Genomic DNA, 24,310 nt, shown 5'->3' on the forward strand with positions numbered 1-24,310 from the left:
GGACGGCGTTTCCCCCACCCGCTAGACGGTCACCGGCTGGAGCTTGGCGCGGAAGTGCCGCAGGATCGGGGACTGTTCCACGATCCGGTAGCCGTGCACGGACTCCGCGTTCTTGGCGATGGTCTCCAGGGTTCTGCCGACGTGGTCGTAGTGGCTGCGCGTGTAGACGCGCCGCGGCAGCGCCAGCCTCACCAGCTCGTACGGCGGGCTCTTGACCGGGTTCCCGTCCTCGTCCTCCTCGCCGAGGTAGAGCGACCCCAGTTCGGCCGACCGGATGCCGCCCTCCAGGTAGAGCCGGCAGGCGAGAGCGTGGCCGGGGTACTGGTGGGGCGGTATGTGGGGCAGCAGCCGGCCCGCGTTGAGGTAGATGGCGTGCAGACCGGGCGGCTCCAGGATGTCCACGCCGGCGGCGCGGACCCGCTGGGCCAGGTGGTCGGCGCTCTCCGCCCGCTCAGCGAGGTAGGAAGGTTCGGTCACCTCCAGGAGACCCTGGGCGATCATGTCGAGGTCGCGTCCGGCCAGCCCCCCGTAGGTCGGGAACCCCTCGGTGGCGATGAGGAGGAGTTCGCACTTCTGGGCGAGTTCCGGATCGTTCAGCCCGATGAAGCCGCCGATGTGGACGATGCCGTCCTTCTTGGCGCTCATCACACAGCCGTCGGCCAGGCGGAACGCTTCTTCGGCGACCTGGCGCGGGGTGCGGTCCTTGTAGGCCGCCTCGTGCCGGGTGACCAGCCAGGCGTTCTCGGCGAACCGGGCGGCGTCCAGGATCAGGGGGACACCGTGCCGGCGGCAGAGTTCGGAGGTCCGCCGCAGGTTCTCCATGGAGACGGGCTGACCGCCACCGCCGTTGTTGGTGATGGTCATGACGACCGCGGCGACACGTGAGCCGGTCGTCTCGGTCAGCCCCCGCTCCAGGGCCTCGAGGTCGATGTTCCCCTTGAAGGGTTCCGAGCTGTCCAGGTTCCGCGCCTCGGCGCAGGGCAGGTCGCGGGCCACACAGCCCGCCAGCTCCACATTGGCGCGGGTGGTGTCGAAGTGCGTGTTGGACAGGACGGTGTCGCCGGGTTTGAGGAGATTGGAGAACAGGAGTCGTTCCGCCGCACGCCCCTGGTGGGCCGGCAGGATGTGGCTGAAGCCGGTCAGTTCCGCCACCGTGTCCCGGAAACGGTAGAAGGATCGCGAGCCCGCGTAGGACTCGTCACCGGCCATGCCCACGGCGAGCTGCGCCGAGGACAGCGCACCGGTCCCCGAGTCGCTCAGCAGATCGATGGTCACCTCTTCCGCGCGCAGATCGAACAGGTTGTAGTGCACTCGTTCGAGTGCCGTCTTGCGCTGCTGGGGGGTCGTGAGCGGGATAGGTTCGACGACCTTGATCCGGTACGGCTCCATCCTGATTTCTGCGCCTGCCTTTCCGTTTCCTACTGAGTGGAGGGTCTCGCGCGGCTCGGTACCCGCCGTGCGATGGGGGGAGAACGTCTGTTGGGGCGGCTGGGCCGGCAACGGCGGCCGTACCGCGTACGCCTCCGAGGAGATGTACGCGGTCACACGGGGTGGTCGGCCCCGCTCGTACACCAGCGCCAGATAGGCGATGAGCCCCACGCCTTCGTGCAGCAGCCGTGAGGTGACGGTGGCCAGCGACCGGTCGAGCGCCGCGGTGTCCATGCCGTGTCGGCGCAGCACAGCCACCGCTCGCGCATAGGCCTCCCCGTCGTGCCGGACGTAGTCCCTGACCGGCACGTGGAGGGTGAAGCCGCTCGGCAGACCGGTCCCGGACTCCGTGAAGGAGTGACAGGAGAGCACGGGGCGCCCCTCCAGCCGTACGCCCTTCCTGGCGCCCGAGTGCTGCGGCGAGCTGTCGAGACCCGCCGCGACCCGCAGGAACTCCCGTACGGTCTCGGGCCGTGGCCCGGGGTCCGTGCGGGGCAGTTCACCCGCGTCGGCGGCGGCCAGGTTCCGATGGGTGACGTAGACCTTCACCCGGGGCGTCTCCCAGTCCCCGAGGTCGAGGGCGAGGAACGGATAGCCGTCGGCCCGGGGCAGCGCGGCGAACGCCTGCCGGTGGCCGAGCCTGTCCAGCGCCTCACGCACCGTCTCGGCGGCCCGATCCGCCCCGGACGCCGCCGGGTTCAGATAGACCTTGACCTTGGGGACTCCGCCGGGCCGCAACTCCAGGGCCAGCCACAGCGCCAGCGGGCCCTCGGGGGCCGGCGGGAAGAACAGGTCCTCCAGCCGGTCGAGTTGGTCGGTGGCGAAGCCCCAGCGCTCCGCCATGGCCCGGACCACACGCAGTCCGACGCGCCCGTTCTCCGCCAGGCCTTCGGCGCCGTACCCCGGTTCCAGCAGCACGCGCAGGGTCGGGGGCGCGTCCGGCACGAAGGCGAGGGAGTACTCCACCGGCGTGTGGTCGTCGGACAGGAAACTCGGGTAGGACGGCGGTTCGTCCAACGGACGCTCCGCGACGGGACCGAGACAGTCGGTCAGAACACGCGCGTAGATCTCGCCGTCGGACGGTTCGAGACCCATGGCTTGGCACAGTCGGAGTAACTGGTCGGACACGTAACCGCCGAGCGGTTGCGTGTCCGTGACCGGTCCACTCCCTGTACGGGAGGTGATCATCGGCCCTCCCGTCGGGTCGGCCCGGGAAGGAGGGCAAAAAGATACCCGCCCGTGCGGGCGGGTATCTCGCCATCCAGCTTGTGTGGTGCGACGGGTATGGCGCGGGGGTCGAAGCTCCCTTGAGAGGTCCCCCGTCGGGGACGGAGCGTGGCTGCGGAGTGCTGTGCTGAAGTGGCGTCGATGGTCGAGGGCTCCACGACACCTCCTTAACTTGTGATCAACACGATTGCCGCGCTCTTCCCTACCCCTCCGGTTGAATATTGATGCAGTGCGAGGATGTTGGCGGCTGTTGCGTATCTCACGCTTTCCACCAGGAAAGGAACGAACTCCACAGCCCGCCACGCTCCTGCCGGCCCTGCGCACCTCCCTGGTCGCTGCGCGCCGTGGTCTCCGGGCGGTGCTGCGGATCGGGCTGCCGGGCGGCCCGTACGGGGGTGAAACGGGCCGGAAGCGCGGCGAGCGCCCGGTTGAAGGGACCCGGACGCCAGGTCAGACTGTCCTCGGGTACGGCCAGTTCGACGTCGGGCAGCCGGTTGAAGAGGTTCTCGATGGCCGTCACGGTGATGAGCCGGGCGGGGTCCTTGGCCGGGCAGGCATGCGGTCCCGCGCTCCACGCCAGGTGGGAGCGGTTGCTCGACGCGTGCCGGGACGCCGCGAGCGCCGGGTCGGTGTTGGCGGCCGCGAAGCTGACCAGCACGAGGTCGCCCGCCGCCAGCTTCTGTCCCCCGAACTCCATGTCGGCCGCCGGGTAGTGCGGCGCGTAGTTCGCCATGGGCGGGTTCTTCCACAGCGTGGTGTCGATGGCCTCTTCGATCAACCCGCCTGCCGCGTAGCGGTCGTTGGTCAGCAGCAGGTGCAAGGTGTTGGAGATGAGGTTGCGCAGTGGCTCCGCACCGGCGCCCAGGAGCAGGACGAGCTGGTGGGCCATCTCCTCGTTGGTCAGGCGCGCCTGATGCTGCATCAGCCAGGAGGTGACGTCGTCGCCGGGCCGGGACCGCTTGAGGGCCACCAGCTCGCCCACGGCCTGACCCAGTACCTCGTTCGCCTTCTCGGCATTCACACCGTCGAAAATGCCGGATATACCGAAGAGGACCCGGTCGCCGATCTCCGCGGGGCAGCCGAAGAGTTCGTTGAAAACGAAAAGCGGCAGCAGCTTGGCGTAGTCGTTGAGCAGATCGGCCGAGCCACGGGTGTGGAACTGGGCGATGAGGTAATTGGAGACCCGCTCGGCGCTCTGGCTCAGCCAATGCGAATCGACACGCGCGAAGCTGTCCGTGATCGCCTGCCGCAGCCGCATGTGCTCGGCCCCGTCACTGAACATGGCGTTGGGCCGGTACACCAGAAGCGGAAGCACCGGACTGTCCGGACTGATCTCACCTTCGTTGAAATCCCGCCAGCGACGCGAGTCCTTCCGGAAGGCACCCGCGTTCTGGAGCAGTTGGAGCGCCGCCGAGTAATCCGTGACCAGGGTCGCCTCGACACCGGGGGCGAGTTCGACCGGAGCCGTCGGCCCGTAGTGACGCATGTACTCGTAATAGGCTTGCGGATCCGCCGCGAACTCGGCCCCGTGCAGCGGCACCGGCTCACCCGTGGCATGAGCCGGGCAGCCGGGTGGTGGCACGGGGGCGGTGGATTCAGTGTTCATGCTTGCTCCTAGCGGGCACGGTCCTGCAAATAGTGAACGAGGGTGATCAGGGCGCTTGCTGATGAATTCTCGTCGCGAGCGTCGCAGGTGACGACCGGGGTGTCGGGGAGCAGGTCCAGCGCCTCACGCAGCGCCTCTTCGCCACGGATCGGCGTGCCGTCGAAGTGGTTCACGGCAATGGCGTAGGCGAGTCCGTACTGCTCGATCAGGTCGATGACGGCGAAGGAGTCCGCCAGCCGCTCGGGGTCGACCAGCACGAGCGCCCCGAGAGCGCCGCGTGCCATGTCCTCCCACATCTGCACGAACCGCTGCTGGCCCGGCGTACCGAACAGGTACAGCACGACGTGATCACTGATCGTGAGGCGTCCGAAGTCCATGGCCACCGTGGTGGTGGTCTTGCCGCGGACGCCCTTGAGGTCGTCGATCTCCTCGCCGGCCTGCGTCATCGTCTCCTCCGTGGACAGCGGAGGAATCTCCGACATCGTCCCGACGAAGGTGGTCTTGCCCACCGCGAAGTGCCCGACGATCAGGATCTTCACGGCGGTCTGCGCCGCTCCACCACGGACGTACGCCTTCTCATCCAAAACGGGCCCGGAGACCATCCAGCACCTCCTGAAGAATCTGCTCGTCGACCAGGCGGGCGCGCGCCACCGGCGCGCGCGTGATGAGGTAACCGCCTTCGGCGAGGGCGTTGAGAAGGATCTTCACCACGCCCATGGGCAGGCGCAGGTGTCCCGCGATCTCGGCGACCGAGAGGTAGCCGCCGGAGCACATCTCCAGCAGGCTCTGTTCCTCGGGGGAGAGCCGGGCCGGCCGCTGCTGATGGTCGGCGGCCGCCGTGACCAGCGTGATCAGGGAGAACTGGTCGCCGTCGGGGAGGTCCCGGCCATTGGTGATGACGTACGGCCGCACTAACTCCGCGGCCTCGGGCTCCTGCCGCTCGGAATCGGTCACTGGCGTGCGCCGATGTTCTCGCGCGGCGGAGTCGTCAGCGCCTTGCCCAGCTGGCCGACGAGCTGCTGCATACGGAAGGTGATCTCCCCCATCTCGATGTCGGGAGAGGCCGAGACCGCGAGGTACGCGCCGTCACCGGCGGAGATCAAGAAGACCCAGCCGCCGTCGAACTCGACGAGCGTCTGCCGCCACTTCAGATCGGACCCGTCGCAGAAGAACCCGATCGAGCGGCTCAGTGACTGCACCCCGCTCATCGCGGCGGCGACGGTGTCCGCGTGGTCCCTTCCGACCCCCTTCGAGGACGCCATCAAGAGCCCGTCGGCGGAGACCAGGACCGCGTGCAGAGCCCCGGGAATCTCCAGGACGCCGTCAAGCATCCATGACAGATCGTTGTTCACGAAACCTCATGCCCTTCGCTGCTTGCGTCATGTGCGTTGCTCGTGCGGCCCGCAGGCTCCGGGAGCGCGGCTCGACCGGACTGCGTGCCGCGCTGGAAGGCACCCATGATCGAGGCGGTCTCCTCTTCGGAGCGGATCGGGGTGCCCGTGGTCATGGGGACGCCCGTGGTTTCGGAACTCGGCGGCACGATGGCCATGGCCCGCCTGCGGCGGCGCTTGGGAAGACCGTCGGCGGTCGTGGACACCGCCGCGGCGGGTTCCGGGCCGCTCGGGTTCAGCGAGGGAACTGTGCTCACAGTCTGTGCTCGCTCCTTTGGTTGCGGCATGCTGGTGAGCAGCTCGTCCGGCAGCAGGACCACCGCTCGCACACCCCCGTAGGGAGAGGTCGAGTCGACGGACACCGTGAAGCCGTAGCGCTCACAGAGCACACCGATCACCGCGAAGCCGAACTGCGGAGGATTGCCGAGCCCGGAGACACCCGAGGCCCGCTCACTCGAAAGGAGTTTCGCCGCTCGGGCCTTCTCCTCCTCGTTCATGCCGACACCGGCGTCGTCGACGACGATGCAGATGCCCTTGGGTACGGCACGGACATTGATCTCGACACTGGTTTCCGGTGCCGAGTAGCTCGTGGCGTTGTCGAGCAGTTCGGCAAGGGCCAGCGCCACCGGTTCGACAGCCCGGTTGGTGACCGCGAAATCGACCTGCGAAAGAATTTCGACCCGCTGGAAGTGCCGGATCCTGCCCTGCGCGCTGCGGACCACGTCGTAAACCGACGCGACGTCACGCTGCCGTCCCAGCCAGCCTTCGCAGAGCACCGCGATGGACTGGGCGCGCCGCCCGAACTGCGAGTTCATGTGGTCGATTTCCAGGAGGTCCTGGAGAATCACCGACTCGCCGTACTTGCTCTGCAGTCTTGAAATAGCCAACTGCTGTTCGGCGGCGAGACCCTGAAGCGTCCGCATCGCCGATTTGAGCGCGGTTCTCGTTGCTTCCTCGGCTTGCTCCTGAGCCTTCTTCACCGAGGCTGAATATTGATTCTCAAGCTCAGCGTAGTGATCTCTGAGTTCTTGATTTCCCTGCCTTAAACTCCGCGCAGACCGCTTTCCGCGAATAATGGCGGTAGCTGCAAGCGGAGTACCAGCGATAAGAGCCCAGAGAGCCGGGTCCTGCATGTATTGCGTCATAAGACTCTCTTCAAGCGACTGACAGCCAGCTACTGAATTCCGTCAGCGCGGCGGGCCGACAGCCCACTGCGCAGGGTTTACCGGCCGGGCCGCACAGTTGGCCAGAAGAGTCGTTTGGCCGGAAGAGTCGTTTTGTGCCCATAGCCCGCTCGGCAAGTGCGGCGATCGTATCATCGCCCCAACTCGTGACGGACCGTCAATATGAGGAGTACTTGCGAACATTGATGAGTTGTCAGATCCTCAACGACATCCGAAAAGGGGGCTCTGCGGCTTTCGTCAATCGGTGCCCGGAGTGGGCAGCGGTGGGGGCGGGTCCCGCCGAGCGGGCGCAGGGGGACCCCACGCCCGCCGGGTTCGCGTTCAGTGCAGGTCGGCCGGCTCCTGGCTGTCGTCGAGGAAACCGCCCGACTGGTGCTGCCACAGCTTCGCGTAGGCACCTTCCGACGCGAGCAGTTCCTGATGCGTGCCCTGCTCGATGATGCGTCCGCGGTCCAGGACGACGAGCCGGTCCATGGTGGCGACCGTGCTCAGTCGGTGCGCCACGACGAGCGCCGTCCGGCCCTCCATGAGCCGCCACAGCGCTTCTTGTACGAGAATCTCGCTCTCGGAGTCCAGCGCGCTGGTCGCCTCGTCGAGCAGCAGGATCGGTGCGTCGCGCAGGATCGCCCTGGCGAGTGCGACCCGCTGGCGCTGCCCGCCGGACAGCTTGACCCCGCGCTCGCCCACCATGGTGCCGAAGCCGTCCGGCAGCGCGTCGGCGAACTCCGTGACATGCGCCGCCTCGGCCGCGCGACGGATCTCGGCCTCGGTGGCGTCCGGCCGGGCGAAGGCGATGTTGTCCCGCAGGGTGCGGTGGAACATCGCCGGGTCCTGCGGCACGTAGGCCATCAGTCCGCGCAGGTCCGCCTGGCGCAGCCTGCTGATGTCCTGGCCTCCGATCAGGATGCGGCCGGAGTCGATGTCCGTCATCCTCAGCAGCAGCCGGGCCAGCGTGGTCTTGCCCCCGCCGGACCGGCCGACGAGACCGATCTTCGCCCCGCTGGGCACCGCCAGGTCGAGTCCCTCGAAGAGCGGCTGCGCGCCCGCGTGGGCGAAGGTCACCTGCTCGAAGCGGACGTCGGCGGCCCGGGACAGCAGCGCTTCCGGCGCCTTGGGGTCGAGCACGGTCGGCGGCTTCAGCAGCAGTTCGGTGAACTGCGCGGCCTCCGTCATCGAGCTCTCCAGACGGCGGTAGATCTGGTTGAACTCGAACATGATCCGCGTCGCGTTGCTGTAGTACGTGAAGGCGACCACGACCGCCTCCACGCCGTGGCTGCCTCCGCCGAGCGCGACCGCGAGCAGCAGGCCCAGCGCGTTGGTCAGCACGGACATCGGCGCGACCAGTGTGTCGATGCGCAGGTTGCCGTAGTCCCACGACCTCAGCATGAGCCGCCGCGAGGCCGCGACACGGGACCGGTGCTCGGCGGCCTCGCGCTCCTCGGCGGCGAACGCCCGGACCGTGTCCATGTTCATCAGGCTGTCGGCGACATGGCCCGACACCCGGGCGATCGCCTCCTCGCGCTGGTCGACGAGCGCCTGACGGCGGCGGATGAGGGGCAACACGCACAGCCCCGTCAGCGCGATCATCGCCAGGAGCCCCACGACGAGCAGCGGTTCGTAGCGCCACAGCACCACCGCCCCGAACACCAGCGGCACGAAGCTGCCCACGACCTGGAACGTCATCGTGTCGACGAACTCCTCGAAGCGGGAGGCGAAGCTCAGCACCCGCTTGGTCAGTGACCCGGCGAAGTTGTCGTGGAAGAACGCGGCGTCCTTGGCGAACAGCTCGTCCATGCCGATGACGTACAACTGCTCGATGCCGAGGGCGTCGAGACGGTTCAGGCAGTGCAGGCCGAGGCGCCACAGCAGCTCCGCGAGCAGCAGGACGCCGCCGAAGCCGAGGACGTACGGCAGCGCCGAGCCGATGGAGATGCCGGAGTCGCCGGCGAGCCGGCCGACGAGCTTCGCGACGATCAGAGGCGCGATGTAGTTGATGCCGATGTTGCCGAGCGCGGGCAGCAGCATCGCGGGGGCGGTCAGCCGTCGGAGCCGGGCCAACTCCCGTCCGTAATAGCGAAGGGCGAGGAGCACCGAGCCTTTGCCCGGTGAACCCTCGCGCGATTCAGGCGATCCCATCCCAACCCTGTGTGGTCGTGCGGCAGCCTGCCGCGTGCTTCTCCGGGGAGATTCCGTTGCCTCAGTGGCCGTGTGGAGCTTCGGTTTCGAGTGAGCGCGTGCGCTCGGGTCGTCCTCCGACGGGCGGGGTACGACGACGGGCCCGCGGCGACACCCACGTGCGAGTACGGCGGGCCAGGAATCGCAGTGTCCCGCGAGGGCTCCCGCGCAGTCCAAGCGTTTTTATCGGCCAACGGCGCACGTCGCACGCCTGCGCGACCCGGCCGAACAGACGTGTGCCCTGAGCCGAGGCGGCCCGATCACCCCTGCCTCGATGCGCCCAGGTGTCTCTTTCCGACCCTGCCGACCGGGACTTTCTTTTGCCCTTCGCGGTCACGGCCGCGGCTCTCTTCGACAAGCACGTCCTGCCCGTCGCCACCGGTCTCTGCTTCGCTGCCTTCGGCGGGCCGTTCCTGGTTGGCCGGCCCCTGGACCGTTACGGATGCCGCGGCGTGCGGTCGTTCATGGCCATCAGCGCACCGCCGCGAGCTTCGTGCCGGTGGCCGCCTTCGCGCCGGAGAGCTCGGTCCGTGAGGCGGGCGGCCGGTGTGGACCGTCCTGCCGGGCACCTCCGCAGATGCTCGTACTGCGAGCCGCCCGTCACCTGGCAGCTCCCGGAGGGCCATGAAGGAGCGGACACGAAAAAGCCGTCCTCTCATTCCTGAGAAGACGGCCTCCGACCTGCTGTGAAGCTGGTCGGGACGACAGGATTTGAACCTGCGACCCCTTGACCCCCAGTCAAGTGCGCTACCAAGCTGCGCCACGTCCCGTTGCCCGTCTGACCTGGGGTTTCCCCTGGTTGAACGCGCACGGAAACAATACCGCACTCGGGGCGATGGTCGCGCATCCGTTTATTCGGGGCCGACCGGGGCGCGGGACCACGGGGCCGGGCGGGGGAAGACTTCGGGGCGGCACTTGACCTGAAGTTTGGTTGAGGTTGCACGATCGTCGGCATGACGATCATCGAGACGGAACGCCGCCACCAGTACCAGGACCTGCCCCGCCTGATGGGGCTGATGACCGGCGACGAGAAGCACGGACCGGCGGCGACGTCCACGCTGGACGCGCTGTGGGTGCTCTACGACCGGGTGCTGCGGGTCGGGCCCGAGCGGATGGACGATCCGGAGCGGGACCGGTTCCTGCTCTCCAAGGGGCACGGGCCCATGGCGTACTACGCGGTGCTCGCGGCCAAGGGCTTCGTGCCCGTGGAGTGGCTGCCGGACTTCGGCGCGTACGACTCACCGCTCGGACACCACCCGGACCGGGTGCTGGTACCCGGCGCCGAGATCGGCAGCGGGTCGCTGGGCCACGGACTGCCGATCGCCGTCGGCACCGCGCTGGGCCTGCGCGCGCAGGGGCTGGACAAGCCCCGTGTGTGGGTCCTGATCGGCGACGCGGAACTGGACGAGGGCAGCAACCACGAGGCGATCGCGTACGCCGGGCCGGCAGGTCTCGACCGGCTGCACACCGTGGTGATCGACAACTCCTCCGCCAGCCATGCCCGGTCCGGCGGTATCGCCGCCCGGTTCGAGGCCGCGGGCTGGTCCGCCCTGCCCGTCGACGGCCGTGACCACGAGGCGCTGTACGCCGCCTTCACCGCGCCCCACCCGGGACGCCCGCACGTGGTGGTCGCCCGGGTCGAGCCCAAGTCCGCCTGAGACACCCGAGACGTCTGAGGCACCCGACGCCCCTGACGCACCTGACGCACCTGAGACATGCAAGGCATCTGCGGCTCCGGACGCTCCCTCTTCTCATCCCGTACGCCCCCGAAAGGACCCCCTTCCTTGGACACCATGCGTGATCGTTTCGCCCCCGTCATGACGCGGCTGCTCGACGAGGACCCTCGGGTCGCGGTCGTCCTCGCCGAGATCGGCAAGGACGGTTTCACGGAAGGCCGGCGCAGGCATCCCGATCGGGTGATCAACGTCGGGATCCGTGAACAGCTCCTGGTCGGGGCGGGCGCGGGCCTGGCGCTGACCGGTCTGCGGCCCGTCGTGCACACCTTCGCCAGCTTCCTCGTCGAGCGGCCGTTCGAGCAGGTCAAGCTGGACCTCGGACACCAGGACGTGGGCGCGGTGCTGGTGAGCGCGGCCGCGTCCTTCGACTGGCCCGCTGGAGGCTTCACTCACATGGCACCCGGCGACGTGGCCCTGCTCGACACGCTGGACGGCTGGACCGTGCACGTTCCCGGCCATCCGGACGAGGCCGAGCAGCTGCTGCGGCGGGCGGTCGCCGCCGGGGACGACAAGGTGTACGTGCGGTTGTCCGTGCAGTCCAACGCGCAGGGCCTGCCGGTCGACGGAGCCCGCTTCCGTACCGTCCGGGAAGGACGCGCAGGGGTCGTCGTCGCCGTCGGACCGATGCTCGACGCCGTACTCGCCGCCACGGAGGGACTCGACGTCACCGTCCTGTACGCGGCCACCGTGAGGCCCTTCGACGGGCAGACCCTGCGCCGCGCCACGGAGGCGGCGGGCACCGACGTCGTCCTCGTGGAGCCGTATCTGGCCGGTACGTCCACGGCCGCCGCGGGCGACGCGCTCGCCGACGTACCCCACCGTGTCCTCGGCCTCGGCGTGCGCCGACGTGAGCTGCGCCGGTACGGAACCGTCGACGAGCACCTGACCGCGCACGGCCTCGACGCGGGATCCCTCCGGGAGCGGATCGGCGGCTTCCTGAGCGCCTCGGGCCGACCGCGCCCCTGAGTCCGCCCCCCGTGCGGACACGCGCGGCCCCGTGCGGACCCGCGTGTCAGTGGCCCTTCGGAAGTCCCAGCTCCGGGTAGGCGTCGAGCAGCCGGGGCGGAGCCGCCTGGCGCCAGGAGTCGGCCAGGATGTCGCGGAGTTCGTCGCCGTCCTCCAGGGCGGCGAGCCGGACCCTGACCCAGGCGAAACCCGCTTCGTGGTCGGCGATCCAGAACTTGCCGGGCTCCGCCAGGACGAGTTCGTCGCGCTCCTCCTTCGGGCAGCGCACCGCGATGGACGTCTCCTCCTCGGGCAGCGTGGCGAACATCTTCCCCGCGACCCGGAAGGTGGGCATGCTCCAGGCGATCTTCTCCGTGGTGTCCGGCAGGGAGAGGGCGGTACGGCGTACATCGTCGGCATCCGGCATGGGAGGCACGGTAGCCAAAGACACTGACATCGACGGGGGTCGGCGGGTTCGGGCGCTCCCGGCTCCCCGCCCGAGATGGTCGATGATTGAACCAGCTGCAATCGGATCGATACTGACCGTAATATTTTTCGAGCACCGGCTGCACGTTCGGGTCAGCCCGAACGCTTCATGGGTGGAGGCGGATGGTGCCTCTGGTGCCGGGGTGGGGACACGGCACCTTCGATCAGCACAGGTACTGGGGAGGACCCCGTGCAGCAGAGCGCTGCCGCGTGGTTGTTCGAGATCGCGCTTGGCATGAGGGTGTTCGGCCCGGACGTCGTCCGCGGCTGCCGTCGGCTCCTGACGGCCGGCGTACGGATCGGCATCACCGGACTGACCGGCACCCGCGCCCCGTCCCGCGCCGCCGGGTCGACCCGGGACGTCCCGTGAACGGCGACGGCGGGCCGGAGGAGACCGGCGGGGCCGTCGGCGCACCGCGGGTGGTACCCATCGACCAGTGGGACCCCACCGTGCAGATGGCGTACTGGGGTTTCCACCACCAGCGCCGCCAGGACTACATGCGCTACGCCTATCTCCAGCTCGGCTCCGACGCCGACGCGGAGGAGGCCGTGGACCTGACCTTCGACCAGGTCATGGACCGCTGGCCGCGGATGCTGCGGATGGAGAACCTGGAGGGCTACGCCTGGACGATCCTCAAGCGCCGCATCATCGACATGCACCGCAAGCGCCGGCGCCGCCCGGAGCTGATGGAGATCGCCGCCTTCGAGGCGGCGCTCGCCGATCCGGCCGAGGATCCGTACGACACGCTCACCGACGCCATCGCCCTGTATGTCGCGGTCGGCTCCCTGAGCGAGCGGCAGCGGGACGCGATCCTCCTCTACTACGGCATAGGTTTCACGGCCGCCGAAGCCGCCGTACTCATGGGCAACGAGGAGGCCACCGTCCGCTCCCAGCTCCGCACCGGCCGGCGGCGCCTCGCCACCCTGCTCAAAGTCCGCTGCCCGGAGCACTCCGACGGGAAGAACCCCTGATGAGCACCCTGCCGTCCGACCGCCGCACCGTCGACGACCTGTTGGCCAAAGCGCGTACGCAGGATCGTTACGCCGACTACGACCTCGCGGCCTCCGAAGCCCGTCTGCGCAGTCGTCAGGCGGCCCGGCACCGCCCGCGCAACCCCGATGCCGCGCTCGTCAGAGCCGTGTGGACCACCCCCGAGGACGACCGCACCCCGGACGCGGACCGCGCCTGGTGGGACCTGAACGCCGTGAGCCTGCTGGTGCTGTTCGGGCCGGACGCCGACCGTCATCTGAGCGAGTTCATCGACAGCCAGTACGCGGACAAGACCGGCGCTCTGGTCTTCGCGTGTCTGCTGCACGTGGCGGGCGACAGCAGCGGGGCGCGCTTCTGGTGGCGCTTCGCGGCCGGGGTCGGCCACCAGGTCGCCGAGTACTGCCTGTTCCTCGAACACGCCCACAGCGGTGAGTACCACGACGCCGACCACTGGCGCATCCAGCTGGTACGCGAGCACTTCGAACCCACCTACATGTGCGGCGACCGCGTCACCGCGCCGTTGGTCGATCCGGCGTTCATCGACCACGTCCACCCGCACATCGCCCGCCTGCACCACCCGGAGATCGGCATCGTCCCGCTCCCCAGGCCACCTCTCGTGAAGGAGCTGCGCCACCTGACCTCCCTGTTGTAGCCGCGGAGGGAGCGACGGGCTCTTCACACGCCGGGGACCGTCGCTCCCACCCGCTTGTAGAAGATCGTCGTCGGGCGCAGCTCGCCCGACGGCGTCGCCGCGTAGTCGGGTATCGCCCCGAGCCGGGTCCAGCCCGCGGAGCGGTAGAGGGACTCGGCGGGGCTGTCGGTCTCGGTGTCCAGGTGCAGGAGGGTGATTCCGGCGGTGGCGGCCGCGTGCTCGGCGGTGGTCAAAAGGCCCCGGCCGAGGCCCTGTCCGCGGCCGTCGCGGTGCACCATCAGCTTCACCAGCTCGGCGCGGTGGCGGCTGTTGGGTTTGTCGGGGAAGACGAGGCTGACGGTGCCCAGGATCCGGTCCGCGGTGTGCGCCACCCACACGGCGAGGCGTCCGGCCGACACCGCGTCCACGCGCTCCTCCCACCAGGCGACGGCCGTCGCCGGCGCCAACGGGGCGAGGAAGCCGATCGAGGCCCCATCCTCCACGGTGTCGATCAGCAGCTCGGCCAACTCGCCCACCGAGGCGCGAAGGCGCGGAGCGTCCAGCCGGGAGACGGTGATCACGGCAGCACCACCAGCAGCGCGTACCGTGCGCCCTCGGGGCCGGGACACCGGAAGCGGGTGGGCCCCCACACCCGCAGCCTCAGACAGTCCCCGGCGTCTAGCCGGTGTTCGACGTCCTGCACGGTCACCTCCAGCGTTCCGTCGAGGACCCAGATGTGCTGCTCAAGGCCGGGCACGGGAGGCCGGTCGTAGGCGATGTCGGCGCCGGCCCCAAGGCGCCCCTCGACCAGTTCGCCGCGCAGCCCGGCGTGCGGCGGGGACACCGATCGCCGTACGAATCCGGAGGCTTCGTCGGCCCAGACCGTCTGGTCGGCCGCCCGCACCACCGGGGCGGGCTCCGCCTCGACCTCGCTGAGCAGCTGCGACATGGTGCGTCCGTACACGGCGCACAGCCGGTTCAGGAGCGAGGCCGTGGGGCTGATCTCGGCCCGCTCGGCGCGGGACAGCGTGGAGCGGCTCACCCCGCTGCGCTCCGCCAACTCACCGAGGGACCAGCCACGTTCGGAGCGCAGCTCGGCCAGCCGGGCCCCGAGCCGGACATCGACGACATCGAGCTCCCCATCGTTTCCCATATTCGGGATATTATCTCAGATACGAGAACAGGGGGCCTCGCCGACCGCTCCCCTCCGACCACTCCCCTCAGTCCACCGTCGCGGCCTCCGCCAGCGCATCCAGCACCGGGCGGATCAGCGGATGCCCCTCCGCGCCCCGGCGTACGGCGGCGAAGACCCGGCGCGTGGGCGCGACGCCGTCGACCGGTCGGACCTGCACGCCCGTGAGGTCCATGCCGCGCAGGGCGGAGCGAGGCACCAGGGCCACACCCGCGTCGGCCGAGGCGAGGGCGACGACAGCCCGGAAGTCGTCGGAGGAGTGTTCGAGACGGGGTTGGAATCCGGCGTTCTCGCAGGCCAGGACGACCACGTCATGACAGGGGTTGCCGGGGTACGGGCCGATCCACGGGTCCTTGGCCAGCTCGGCGAGCGGGACCTCGGCGGCGTCGGCGAGCCGGTGGCCGAGCGGGACGACCGCGTCGAAGGGCTCGGCGTACAGGGCTACGGGGGTCAGGCGCGGGTCGTCCGCGTCCGGGGCGCCCCGGTACTCGACGGCGACCGCGATGTCGACCTGCCGGTCGAGCACCATGGGCAGGCTGGCGTCGCCCTCGGCGTCCTGGACGCGGACGTGGATGCCGGGTGCCGTGCGGGCGAGCCGGGCCAGCGCGGGGGCCACCACCAGGCCGATGCCGGTCGCGAAGGAGGCGACGGTGACCGTGCCCGCCGAGCCCGCACTGTATGCGGCCAACTCCGCCTCGGCACGCTCGAGTTGAGCCAGCACCTCGTTGGTGTGGCTGAGCAGGATCTCGCCGGCCGGAGTCAGCCGTACGCCCTTGGCGCCGCGCTCGACGAGACGGTGGCCGGTCTCCTGCTCCAGCGCGGTCAGCTGCTGGGAGACGGCCGAGGGGGTGAGATAGAGCGCGGCGGCCGCCGCCGTGACCGTGCGGTGGTCGGCCACCGCACGGAGGATGTGGAGCCGCCGCGCTTCGATCATGCGACCGATTCTCTCAGGTCACAGGCGTCTTTCAGCCCTCGAGCTCCGCGCGGGCCGACACGAACGCGTCCACCGCCCGGTTCACGTCCTGCGTCGAGTGCGCGGCCGAGAGCTGGACCCGGATGCGGGCCTGGCCCTGCGGGACGACCGGGTAGGAGAAGCCGATCACGTAGACGCCGCGTTCCAGGAGGAGCTCCGCCATGCGTCCGGCGACGGACGCGTCGCCGATCATGACGGGGGCGATCGCGTGGTCACCGGGGAGGATGTCGAAGCCCTCCGCGGTCATCCGGGAACGGAACAGCGCGGTGTTCTCGGCGAGGCGGATGCGCAGGTCGTCGGCCGACTCCAGCAGGTCGAGCACCTTCAGGGAGGCCGCCGCGATCACCGGTGCGAGCGTGTTCGAGAAGAGGTACGGGCGGGAGCGCTGGCGCAGCAGCGCGACGATCTCGGCGCGGGCGGCGACATAGCCGCCGGAGGCGCCGCCCAGCGCCTTGCCGAGGGTGCCGGTGATGATGTCGACGCGGTCCATGACGCCGTGCAGCTCGGGGGTGCCACGGCCGCCGGGGCCGACGAAGCCGACGGCGTGCGAGTCGTCGACCATGACCATGGCGTCGTAGCGGTCGGCGAGGTCGCAGATCTCCTTCAGGGGCGCGACATAGCCGTCCATCGAGAAGACGCCGTCGGTGACGATCAGCCGGCGGCGCGCGTCGGACGCCTCCTTGAGCTGGGCCTCCAGGTCGGCCATGTCGCGGTTGGCGTACCGGAAGCGGCGCGCCTTGGAGAGGCGGATGCCGTCGATGATCGAGGCGTGGTTGAGGGCGTCGGAGATGACCGCGTCCTCGGCGCCGAGGAGGGTCTCGAAGACGCCGCCGTTGGCGTCGAAGCAGGAGGAGTAGAGGATCGTGTCCTCCTGGCCGAGGAACGCGGACAGGCGCGCTTCCAGCTCCTTGTGCACCTCCTGCGTACCGCAGATGAAGCGGACGGACGCCATGCCGTAGCCCCAGCGGTCGAGGGCCGCGTGGGCGGCGGCGACGACCTCGGGGTGGTCGGCGAGGCCGAGGTAGTTGTTCGCGCAGAAGTTGAGGACCTCGCCGGGGCGGCCGCCCGCGGTGACGCTCACGGTCGCGGACTGCGGGGTGCCGATGACGCGCTCGGGCTTGTGCAGACCGGCGGCGCGGATCTCGTCGAGGGTGGTGCGGAGGTCGTCGCGCACGGAGTCGAACATGGAGGGGCTCCTAGGGGGTTACGCGGTTCGGAGTGGCTCTTGCGGACGCTCACGCGCTCCAGTCGAGGATGACCTTGCCGCCACGGCCGCTCGCGGCGTCCGCGAAGGCCGCCTCGTAGTCGCGGTAGCCGTAGCGGCCGGTGATGACCGGCGCGAGGTCGAGGCCGCCTTCGAGGAGGACGGACATCGCGTACCAGGTCTCGAACATCTCACGGCCATAGATGCCCTTGATCGTGATCATGGACGTGACGATCCGGGACCAGTCGACCGGGAACTCCTCGGCGGGCAGGCCGAGCATCGCGATCCGGCCGCCGTGCGTCATGTTGGCGATCATGTCGCGCATCGCCTCGGGGCGGCCGGACATCTCCAGGCCGATGTCGAAGCCCTCGCGCAGGCCGAGGGCGCGCTGCCCGTCGGCGATGGTCGACTCCGCGACGTTCAGCGCGAGGCTGGCGCCGATCTTGCGGGCGAGGTCGAGGCGCTCCTCGCTGACGTCGGTGATGACGACGTTGCGGGCACCCGCGTGCCGGGCCACGGCCGCGGCCATCAGACCGATCGGGCCCGCGCCCGTGATGAGGACGTCCTCGCCGACCAGGGGGAAGGACAGCGCCGTGTGCACCGCGTTGCCGAACGGGTCGAAGATCGCGGCGACGTCGAGGTCGACCGGGACGCGGTGCACCCACACGTTGGCGGCGGGCAGAGCCACGTACTCGGCGAACGCGCCGTCGCGGCCGACGCCCAGGCCGACCGTGGCGCGGCACAGGTGACGGCGCCCGGCCAGGCAGTTGCGGCACTTGCCGCACACAAGGTGCCCCTCGCCGCTCACGCGGTCGCCCGCCTTGATGTCGGCGACGTCGCGGCCGGTCTCGACGACCTCTCCGACGAACTCGTGACCGAGGACGAGCGGCGTGCGGATGGCCTGCTGCGCCCAGCCGTCCCAGTTGCGGATGTGCAGGTCGGTGCCGCAGATCCCGGTCCTGAGGACCTTGATCAGTACGTCGCCGTGGCCGATCGCCGGTTCCGGGACGTCCGTCAGCCAGAGCCCGGGCTCCGCCTTCTCCTTGACCAGCGCCTTCAAGCTGCGGCTCCCGTGGTGAGGTCCCGGAGCAGGGCACGCCGAAGGGGCCCGTACCGGGGAGAGGGGTGATTTCCCGGAGAAATCTGCCGCACGGGGGCGCCGTTGGTCCATCGAGGATTTCTTAAGCGCGGCCGCAGCTTTCCTTCACGCCTCCGGCCGCGGGCGTCAGATCCCCCCGGTGTCCGCCCTGCGCTCGATCCGCTCGACCAGTTCCGCCGCCATCGACTTGATGGTCTCCAGGCCCGCCTTCCCCCACGGGCGCGGTTCGAGGTCGACGACGCAGATCGTCCCGAGGGCGATGCCGGTGTGGTCGATGAGCGGGGCCCCCAGGTAGGAACGGACGCCGATCTCGTCGACGACCGGGTTGCCGGCGAACCGCGGGTAGTCGCAGACGTCCTCCAGGACCAGCGCCTTGCGGCGGACCACCACATGGGGGCAGAACCCGTAGTCGCGGGTCATGTAGCGCCCGACGACCTTCACGGTGCCGTCCGGGGCGGCCCGGAGCGGCCGGGCGACCGAGACGTTTCCGTCCGGGGTGTGCAGGCCCGCGAAGAACTGCCGGTTCTCGTCGATGAAGTTGACCATCGAGTACGGCACCGCGGCGACCTCGGCGAGCCGGTCCGCGAAGGCGTCGAAGGCGGGTTCCGTGTGCTCCCCCAGACCCAGTCGGCGCAGCCGGCCGACCCGGGCGGGGGCGTCCTTGTCCTCCGGGGTCAGCAGCAGACGACCGGCCGGGCGCGGCGGGTCGTAACTCATCTACGGGCTCCCTGGTGTGGGGCGGGCGTCATGGTGTGTGGGCTCCGTGGCGGGGGACGTGGGACGGGTGCGGGCTCAGCGGTCGAAGGCGTACGCCGGTTGCGGGCTCAGCGGATGGGTGCGTGCGTCGGTGCGTGGGCGAGGAGGTGGCGGACCAGGGTGAGCAGGGTCTGCACGCCGGAACTGGAGATCCGGGCGTCACAGCACACGATGGGGATCTCGGGGTCGAGGTCGATGGCCGCGCGCACCTCCTCGGGGTCGTAGCGGAAGGCACCGTCGAACTCGTTGACGGCGACGATGAAGCCGAGACCGCGCTGCTCGAAGAAGTCGACGGCCGCGAAACAGTCCTCCAGGCGACGGGTGTCGGCGAGGATCACCGCACCGAGGGCGCCCTCGGACAGCTCGTCCCACATGAACCAGAACCGCTGCTGCCCGGGTGTGCCGAACAGGTACAGGACATGTTCCGGATCGAGGGTGATGCGGCCGAAGTCCATCGCCACGGTGGTCTCGACCTTGTTCTCGATGCCGTCGAGATTGTCGGTCGCGGCGCTGACCGTGGTGAGCAGCTCCTCCGTGCTGAGCGGCGCGATCTCGCTCACCGCGCCCACGAAGGTCGTCTTGCCGACCCCGAACCCTCCGGCCACCAGGATCTTCAGCGCGGTGGGGAAGGGATCAGAGCTGTCGTCGTAGTCCATCGAGCACTGCCTCCAGAAGAGACCGGTCAGTGGGGTTGTGGTGGAACTCGGGCGGCTTGGTGGTCAGTGCCCCGCAGTCGACGAGGTCGGAGAGCAGCACCTTGGTGACCGCCGCGGGCAGCTTCAGGTGTGCGGCGATCTCCGCGACCGAGACGGGCGCCCGGCACAGTTCGAGTGCCTGGGTGTGCTCGGGGCCCAGGTAGCCCAGAGGTGTTGCCCCGGTGGCCATCACCTGCGACAGCAGGTCGAGGGCGGTGGTCGGCCGGGTCCGGCCGTTGCTGACCGTGTAAGGGCGCACCAGCCGTCCGGCCGCGTCGTCGAGCCAGGGCCCGTCGCCGGCCGCGGCCACGCTCAAGGCCTCATCGCCGGCGGTTCCACGGCGGCCTGCCGGGGCGCGGTCATCAGATACGGACGGACGCTCTTGACCAGCATGGCCATCTCGTAGCCGAGCACCGCCGCGTCGGCCTCGCGGCCGGCGAGCACGGCGAGACAGGTGCCGGAGCCCGCGGTGGAGACGAACAGCAGGGTCGAGTCGAGTTCGACGACGACCTGGCGTACGTCACCGCCGTCGCCGAAGCGCACGCCCGCACTGCGGCCGAGCGAGTAGAGGCCGGAGGCGAGCGCCGCCATGTGGTCGGCGCTGTCCGGGTCGAGTCCGTGGACCGACTTCACGAGTCCGTCGCAGGAGAGGAGTACCGCGCTGTTCGTGTGCGGTACGCGCTGTACGAGGCCGCTCATCAGCCAGTCGAGATCGGATACATGGGCGTGGGCGGTCGGCGCGTCGCTCGCCATGGTGGATCGACTCCTTGAAGTACGAAGGTCTGCCGGAGCGGAGGGTGTGGGGGTGCGGAAGGGCGTGCGGGTGGGGGTCGTCAGGGGGGTGGTCATCCGGCCGTTGTGCTCCCGTCGTGCCGGGCCGTGTGGTCGTGTCCGGGCGCGGGTGCGTTGTCGCGGGTCCCGTGCGCCTCGTGCGGGGCGGGCGCGTGCGCCGCGCGGGTGTCGGCTATGCGGGGCGCGCCGCCCGTGGACGTCTGGTCGACGCGGATCACATCCAGCGGCGGCAACGGGTCCAGGTGCCGCAGGTCCGGGTGCGGCGGGTCCCGGTGCAGCAGGTCGGGGTGCGGCAGATCGGGGTGCGGCCGCTCCATGTGCGGTGCTCCGCTGTGCGGTGCCTCCGTGCGCCGTTCCTCGGCGTGCTGGGCCTCCGCGAGCCCGATCCCCCGCTGGAACGCCGCCATCAGGCCGGGGTCGTGGCCGACGACCTGCTCCGGGTCCTGGCGGGGCACGGGCCCGTCGCGCAGTTGGGGTGCGATGTGCTCCTGGGCGCGTCGTCTGGGCAGTTGGGGCTTGCCCATGGTGCCGCGCACCGCGCCGTTGCGGGGGGTGGGCGGCATCGCCGCGTTCTCCGCGACCACGGGCCGGTCGCCGGGGCGGATACCGGGCAGGGCCTCGGCCGGGTTGGGCCGCTCCGCTCGGGCGCCGCGCACGGGGAGCGGCGCCGGGCCGCTGCCGCCCGTGCCCAGCGCTGCGGGCGGCAGCTGGTCCCGCTGCGCCTGCCGCGGCACGGAGGCCACCGTCGCACCGGCGGACGGCACGAGCGCGGTCGGCCCTGCCTGTGGTCCGGCGGGCGGACGCGGACCGCCGGCCTTGGGTTGCTGGGCCTGCTGGGCCTGCTGGGCCTGCTGGGACGGTGCTTGCGATACGTCGCCGACGGCGCCCGGCGCCGCGCCCAACAGCGCCTGCGGTACGACGAGTACGGCCTGGACACCACCGTAGATGTTGCTCTGGAGCCGTACGTGGATGCCGTGCCGCCGGGCGAGCTGGGACACCACGAACAGACCGATCCGGCCGTCCTGGAGGAGGCTGGCGACATTCACCTGATCGGGGTCGGTGAGCAGCGCGTTCATCTTGTTCTGTTCGCCCAGGGGCATGCCGAGGCCCCGGTCCTCGACCTCGACCGCGAGGCCGGAGGTGACGAGATTGACGCGCAGCAGGACTTGGGTGTGCGGGGCGGAGAACACCGTGGCGTTCTCGACGAGTTCGGCCAGCAGGTGGATGACGTCGGCGACGGCGTGCCCGCGCAGGGTGCCGTCGATCGGGGGCACCAGTTTGACCCGCGAGTACTGCTCGACCTCGGCGATCGCGGACCGCAGCACCTCGGTCATGGAGACGGGGTTGCTCCACTGGCGGCGTGAGACGGCGCCGCCGAGCACGGCGAGGTTCTCGGCGTGCCGGCGGATGCGGGTGGCGAGGTGGTCGACGTGGAAGAGGCCCTTGAGCAGATCCGGGTCCTCGATCTCGTTCTCCAGCTCGTCGAGGATCGAGATCTCGCGGTGCACGAGGGACTGAAGCCGCCGCGCGAGATTGACGAAGACCTCGACCTTCTGCTCGCTGCCCGCCTGGCTGGAGAGTTGAGCTGCCTGCACGACGGCGGTGACGGCGCCGTCGTGCGCGCGGGAGAGGTCGGCGGCGAGCAGCTCGAACTCGTCGGCGTCCGGCTCGGGCCGTCGGCGCGGCTTGGGCGTGGGAGGGCTCTCGCCCCGGCGCAGGCCCTCGACGACGGCGCGCAGGTCGGCCTCGGTACGCGCGCTGCCACGGCGCAGGGCGCCGATGCGCTCCCGCACGGACGTGGCGGCCCGCTCGGCGCCCACGGCGGCGATCAGGATGCCCGCGAGGGCCACGCACCCGGCGCCGGCGAGCACCGCCCACAGGACTACGCCGGGGCGTGCGCCGGTGGAGCGGACGGTGAACAGCACGGCCGCACAGCCGCTGAGCGCCACCGCGATCGGCGGCAGGACCGCCAGGCGCAGCAACTGGGGCCGTAGCCGGGCCTCGGGCTGCGGGTGGACCGTGCGGGCGACCGGCCGCCCGTGCCGCCCGCCCTCACGGCGGTCTGCGCGTGCGGCCGGTGCGCGGAGGTGAGACATCTGCGTCCTCGTACTGGTGCGTCGGGGGCCACGGGGGGCTCCCGCGGGTCTGCGCGACTCGGGCGTGCGCCATCGCGATGCCGGTCGAGAGAGCCGAAAAATTCGGCCCCGCGTCGCCCGACGGCAACTGACAGTAGTCGCCAAGCCATCATGTGCGGTGGGCAGTTGACAAACTCCCCCGGAAGGCGTCCCGCTCTGGTATGAGGCCTCGCACGGCAGACCGATATCCCCGTCGGACGCTTGTTCCCTTGCGTCACCGATCCGATCAGAGCTGGTCAGAACCGGTCGCGAACAAACGGCGAGGGCCGGGGAGCAGCTCGCTCCCCGGCCCTCGCCGTCGATCGGACATTCAGGAAATTCAGCTCGCTGGCACCGTCTCCGGCTCTCCGGTGCCTTCGGAAGCTTCACCCACGACATCACCCGGAGTGCTGGAAACGGAGGCATTCGCTCCGGATTTTTCGACGACGGGCCAGCCACCCCTCGGCAGCACGGCCACACCGCGCCACCAGGGCTCGGCCGGGACGGTCTCCGCGGTGGGCTCGAAGGGCTGGCCGGGGCGGGGAAGCGCGACACGGGCGCCCACCGCGTGCGCGGCTGCCATCGTGCCCTCGCCGGGCTCCACCCACGGGTGGGTCGCCAGGTTGAACGTGGCCCAGTGGATGGGCAGCATCACACCGGTGGGCCGCCCGCCCTGGAGGTCCAGGTGGGTACACATGCCCTCCTCGGGCGTCATGTGGATGTCGGGCCAGAACTCGCTGTACGCCCCGATCTGGATCATCGTGATGTCGAACGGGCCGTGCTCGGCGCCGATGTCCTTGAAGCCCTCGAAGTAGCCGGTGTCCCCGCTGTGGTAGATCCGGTGCTCGTCACCCGTCACCACCCAGGAGGCCCAGAGCGTGTGCTGGGTGTTGCGCAGGCCGCGGCCGCAGAAGTGCCGGGCGGGTGTCGCGGTCAGGGAGATGCCGCCGACCTTGGTGCTCTCGTTCCAGTCCAGCTCGCGCACGCGGTCGGGCGAGACGCCCCAGTGCTCCAGGTGAGCGCCGACGCCGAGCGGCACCGCGAAGACCGTGTCCGTGTCGGCCAGGGCCTTGTTGGTGGGCAGGTCGAGGTGGTCGTAGTGGTCGTGCGAGATGACGACGACGTCGACCGGGCCGAGCGCGGCGAGCGGCAGGGGCACCGGGTGCAGCCGCTTGGGCCCGACGAAGTTGAAGGGGGAACAGCGCTCGCCCCATACGGGATCGAACAGCACCCGGTGCCCGTCTATCTCGGCGAGCACACTGGAGTGCCCCATCCAGGTGATCCGCAACCCGCTCGCCGCGGGCTTGGCGAGGTCGGCGAGCGTCGTGGGATACACCGGCACCGTGCCCGCGGGGGCGCGGTGAGCGCGCTCCTCCTTGCGAAAGAAGACCTTCGCGAACTCGAGCATGGAGCCGTCGGGGCGGGTCCGGGCACTCACCGGGTTCTGGAAGACACCGTCCGCGAAATTCGGAGATCTGCGGATACGCTCCATGCGCTCACCGCCGGGGTCCGCGCCGAAGGCGGCGGGCTGCAACGCGCGGAGCCCGGAGCTCAACGTACGGAAACCGGTCACGGTACCTCCAAGTGGAGTCGGTCAGGCCTCCCATTATGGTCGGCCCCTCTGACAGCGCCGGGTCGACGGTGTCACAGCGCGATGTCCCCGGTACACACCGCGAGGTCCGGTC

24 protein-coding genes and 1 tRNA gene are annotated in these 24,310 nt (G+C 70.1%); 5 read left to right on the forward strand and 20 right to left on the reverse strand.

Going from position 1 to position 24,310, the window contains the following annotated elements:
• Nucleotides 1–21 precede the first annotated feature (21 nt).
• From ACZ69M_RS07825 to ACZ69M_RS07860, 8 genes are all read right to left on the reverse strand, one after another.
• Nucleotides 22–2,523 carry a tryptophanase gene (locus ACZ69M_RS07825; RefSeq protein ID WP_470047653.1) on the reverse strand — a complete coding sequence of 834 codons (2,502 nt, stop codon included), beginning with the start codon at nucleotides 2,521–2,523 and terminating at the stop codon, nucleotides 22–24.
• A gap of 391 nt (nucleotides 2,524–2,914) precedes the next feature.
• Nucleotides 2,915–4,261, reverse strand: a complete 1,347-nt coding sequence (locus ACZ69M_RS07830) for a cytochrome P450 (RefSeq protein ID WP_403703489.1) — start codon at nucleotides 4,259–4,261, stop codon at nucleotides 2,915–2,917.
• A gap of 8 nt (nucleotides 4,262–4,269) precedes the next feature.
• Nucleotides 4,270–4,863, reverse strand: a complete 594-nt coding sequence (locus ACZ69M_RS07835; protein ID WP_054232690.1) for a GTP-binding protein — start codon at nucleotides 4,861–4,863, stop codon at nucleotides 4,270–4,272.
• Nucleotides 4,838–5,215 (reverse strand): DUF742 domain-containing protein, encoded by a 378-nt coding sequence (locus ACZ69M_RS07840; RefSeq protein ID WP_054232691.1) that lies wholly within the window; start codon nucleotides 5,213–5,215, stop codon nucleotides 4,838–4,840. Before ACZ69M_RS07840 ends, ACZ69M_RS07835 begins: the two co-directional genes overlap by 26 nt.
• On the reverse strand, nucleotides 5,212–5,613 hold the full coding sequence (locus ACZ69M_RS07845; protein ID WP_382131405.1) for a roadblock/LC7 domain-containing protein: 402 nt from the start codon (nucleotides 5,611–5,613) through the stop codon (nucleotides 5,212–5,214). Before ACZ69M_RS07845 ends, ACZ69M_RS07840 begins: the two co-directional genes overlap by 4 nt.
• A complete protein-coding gene (locus tag ACZ69M_RS07850; protein ID WP_352051175.1) occupies nucleotides 5,610–6,797 on the reverse strand; it encodes a sensor histidine kinase in 1,188 nt (395 codons plus the stop codon). The genes ACZ69M_RS07845 and ACZ69M_RS07850 overlap by 4 nt, the downstream gene beginning before the upstream one ends.
• 360 nt (nucleotides 6,798–7,157) lie before the next feature.
• Nucleotides 7,158–8,972: an ABC transporter ATP-binding protein gene (locus ACZ69M_RS07855; RefSeq protein ID WP_470047657.1), complete on the reverse strand. Its 1,815-nt coding sequence runs from the start codon at nucleotides 8,970–8,972 to the stop codon at nucleotides 7,158–7,160.
• A gap of 732 nt (nucleotides 8,973–9,704) precedes the next feature.
• Nucleotides 9,705–9,781 (reverse strand) — tRNA-Pro (locus ACZ69M_RS07860).
• Nucleotides 9,782–9,964: 183 nt separating this feature from the next.
• Between ACZ69M_RS07860 and ACZ69M_RS07865 the strand changes: the two genes are divergently transcribed.
• Both ACZ69M_RS07865 and ACZ69M_RS07870 read left to right on the forward strand, forming a co-directional pair.
• A complete protein-coding gene (locus ACZ69M_RS07865) occupies nucleotides 9,965–10,669 on the forward strand; it encodes a transketolase (RefSeq protein ID WP_470047658.1) in 705 nt (234 codons plus the stop codon).
• Nucleotides 10,670–10,795: 126 nt separating this feature from the next.
• The gene (locus ACZ69M_RS07870; RefSeq protein WP_470047660.1) at nucleotides 10,796–11,713 is read left to right on the forward strand and encodes a transketolase family protein; all 918 of its coding nucleotides are present in this window, start codon (nucleotides 10,796–10,798) and stop codon (nucleotides 11,711–11,713) included.
• Nucleotides 11,714–11,759: 46 nt separating this feature from the next.
• Here ACZ69M_RS07870 and ACZ69M_RS07875 read toward each other — a convergent pair whose 3' ends face one another.
• Nucleotides 11,760–12,119, reverse strand: a complete 360-nt coding sequence (locus ACZ69M_RS07875) for an MmcQ/YjbR family DNA-binding protein (RefSeq protein ID WP_403703503.1) — start codon at nucleotides 12,117–12,119, stop codon at nucleotides 11,760–11,762.
• Between the two features lie 249 nt (nucleotides 12,120–12,368).
• Here ACZ69M_RS07875 and ACZ69M_RS07880 point away from each other — a divergent pair, with 249 nt between their 5' ends.
• The 3 genes from ACZ69M_RS07880 to ACZ69M_RS07890 are packed head-to-tail and all read left to right on the forward strand — an operon-like array spanning nucleotide 12,369 to nucleotide 13,821.
• Nucleotides 12,369–12,548 (forward strand): hypothetical protein, encoded by a 180-nt coding sequence (locus ACZ69M_RS07880; protein WP_470047662.1) that lies wholly within the window; start codon nucleotides 12,369–12,371, stop codon nucleotides 12,546–12,548.
• Nucleotides 12,545–13,150 (forward strand): RNA polymerase sigma factor, encoded by a 606-nt coding sequence (locus ACZ69M_RS07885; RefSeq protein ID WP_470047664.1) that lies wholly within the window; start codon nucleotides 12,545–12,547, stop codon nucleotides 13,148–13,150. Before ACZ69M_RS07880 ends, ACZ69M_RS07885 begins: the two co-directional genes overlap by 4 nt.
• Nucleotides 13,150–13,821, forward strand: coding sequence for a hypothetical protein (locus tag ACZ69M_RS07890; protein WP_470047665.1), 672 nt, complete (start codon nucleotides 13,150–13,152; stop codon nucleotides 13,819–13,821). The genes ACZ69M_RS07885 and ACZ69M_RS07890 overlap by 1 nt, the downstream gene beginning before the upstream one ends.
• A gap of 23 nt (nucleotides 13,822–13,844) precedes the next feature.
• Here ACZ69M_RS07890 and ACZ69M_RS07895 read toward each other — a convergent pair whose 3' ends face one another.
• The 11 genes from ACZ69M_RS07895 to ACZ69M_RS07945 form a co-directional block, all read right to left on the reverse strand.
• On the reverse strand, nucleotides 13,845–14,378 hold the full coding sequence (locus ACZ69M_RS07895; protein WP_470048366.1) for a GNAT family N-acetyltransferase: 534 nt from the start codon (nucleotides 14,376–14,378) through the stop codon (nucleotides 13,845–13,847).
• Nucleotides 14,378–14,953 (reverse strand): helix-turn-helix domain-containing protein, encoded by a 576-nt coding sequence (locus ACZ69M_RS07900; protein WP_470047667.1) that lies wholly within the window; start codon nucleotides 14,951–14,953, stop codon nucleotides 14,378–14,380. Before ACZ69M_RS07900 ends, ACZ69M_RS07895 begins: the two co-directional genes overlap by 1 nt.
• Before the next feature lie 67 nt (nucleotides 14,954–15,020).
• Complete coding sequence (locus tag ACZ69M_RS07905) at nucleotides 15,021–15,926, reverse strand: LysR family transcriptional regulator (RefSeq protein ID WP_060894667.1); 906 nt, start codon at nucleotides 15,924–15,926, stop codon at nucleotides 15,021–15,023.
• A gap of 31 nt (nucleotides 15,927–15,957) precedes the next feature.
• Nucleotides 15,958–17,151 carry a glycine C-acetyltransferase gene (locus ACZ69M_RS07910; protein ID WP_099919479.1) on the reverse strand — a complete coding sequence of 398 codons (1,194 nt, stop codon included), beginning with the start codon at nucleotides 17,149–17,151 and terminating at the stop codon, nucleotides 15,958–15,960.
• A gap of 49 nt (nucleotides 17,152–17,200) precedes the next feature.
• Nucleotides 17,201–18,229: an L-threonine 3-dehydrogenase gene (gene tdh / locus ACZ69M_RS07915; protein WP_470047670.1), complete on the reverse strand. Its 1,029-nt coding sequence runs from the start codon at nucleotides 18,227–18,229 to the stop codon at nucleotides 17,201–17,203.
• A 165-nt stretch (nucleotides 18,230–18,394) separates the two neighbouring features.
• The gene (locus ACZ69M_RS07920; RefSeq protein ID WP_470047671.1) at nucleotides 18,395–18,985 is read right to left on the reverse strand and encodes a GAF domain-containing protein; all 591 of its coding nucleotides are present in this window, start codon (nucleotides 18,983–18,985) and stop codon (nucleotides 18,395–18,397) included.
• Between the two features lie 107 nt (nucleotides 18,986–19,092).
• Nucleotides 19,093–19,680, reverse strand: a complete 588-nt coding sequence (locus tag ACZ69M_RS07925; RefSeq protein WP_470047673.1) for a GTP-binding protein — start codon at nucleotides 19,678–19,680, stop codon at nucleotides 19,093–19,095.
• Nucleotides 19,658–20,029, reverse strand: a complete 372-nt coding sequence (locus ACZ69M_RS07930; protein WP_054232708.1) for a DUF742 domain-containing protein — start codon at nucleotides 20,027–20,029, stop codon at nucleotides 19,658–19,660. The genes ACZ69M_RS07925 and ACZ69M_RS07930 overlap by 23 nt, the downstream gene beginning before the upstream one ends.
• A 2-nt stretch (nucleotides 20,030–20,031) precedes the next feature.
• Entirely contained in the window at nucleotides 20,032–20,472 is a 441-nt protein-coding gene (locus ACZ69M_RS07935; protein ID WP_319752085.1) for a roadblock/LC7 domain-containing protein, read from the reverse strand.
• 92 nt (nucleotides 20,473–20,564) lie between these two features.
• Nucleotides 20,565–22,607, reverse strand: coding sequence for a sensor histidine kinase (locus ACZ69M_RS07940; protein ID WP_470047676.1), 2,043 nt, complete (start codon nucleotides 22,605–22,607; stop codon nucleotides 20,565–20,567).
• 358 nt (nucleotides 22,608–22,965) lie between these two features.
• Nucleotides 22,966–24,198 carry an MBL fold metallo-hydrolase gene (locus tag ACZ69M_RS07945; RefSeq protein WP_470047678.1) on the reverse strand — a complete coding sequence of 411 codons (1,233 nt, stop codon included), beginning with the start codon at nucleotides 24,196–24,198 and terminating at the stop codon, nucleotides 22,966–22,968.
• Nucleotides 24,199–24,310 lie beyond the last annotated feature (112 nt).

It is taken from the genome of Streptomyces sp. NPDC107454, from assembly GCF_055582885.1.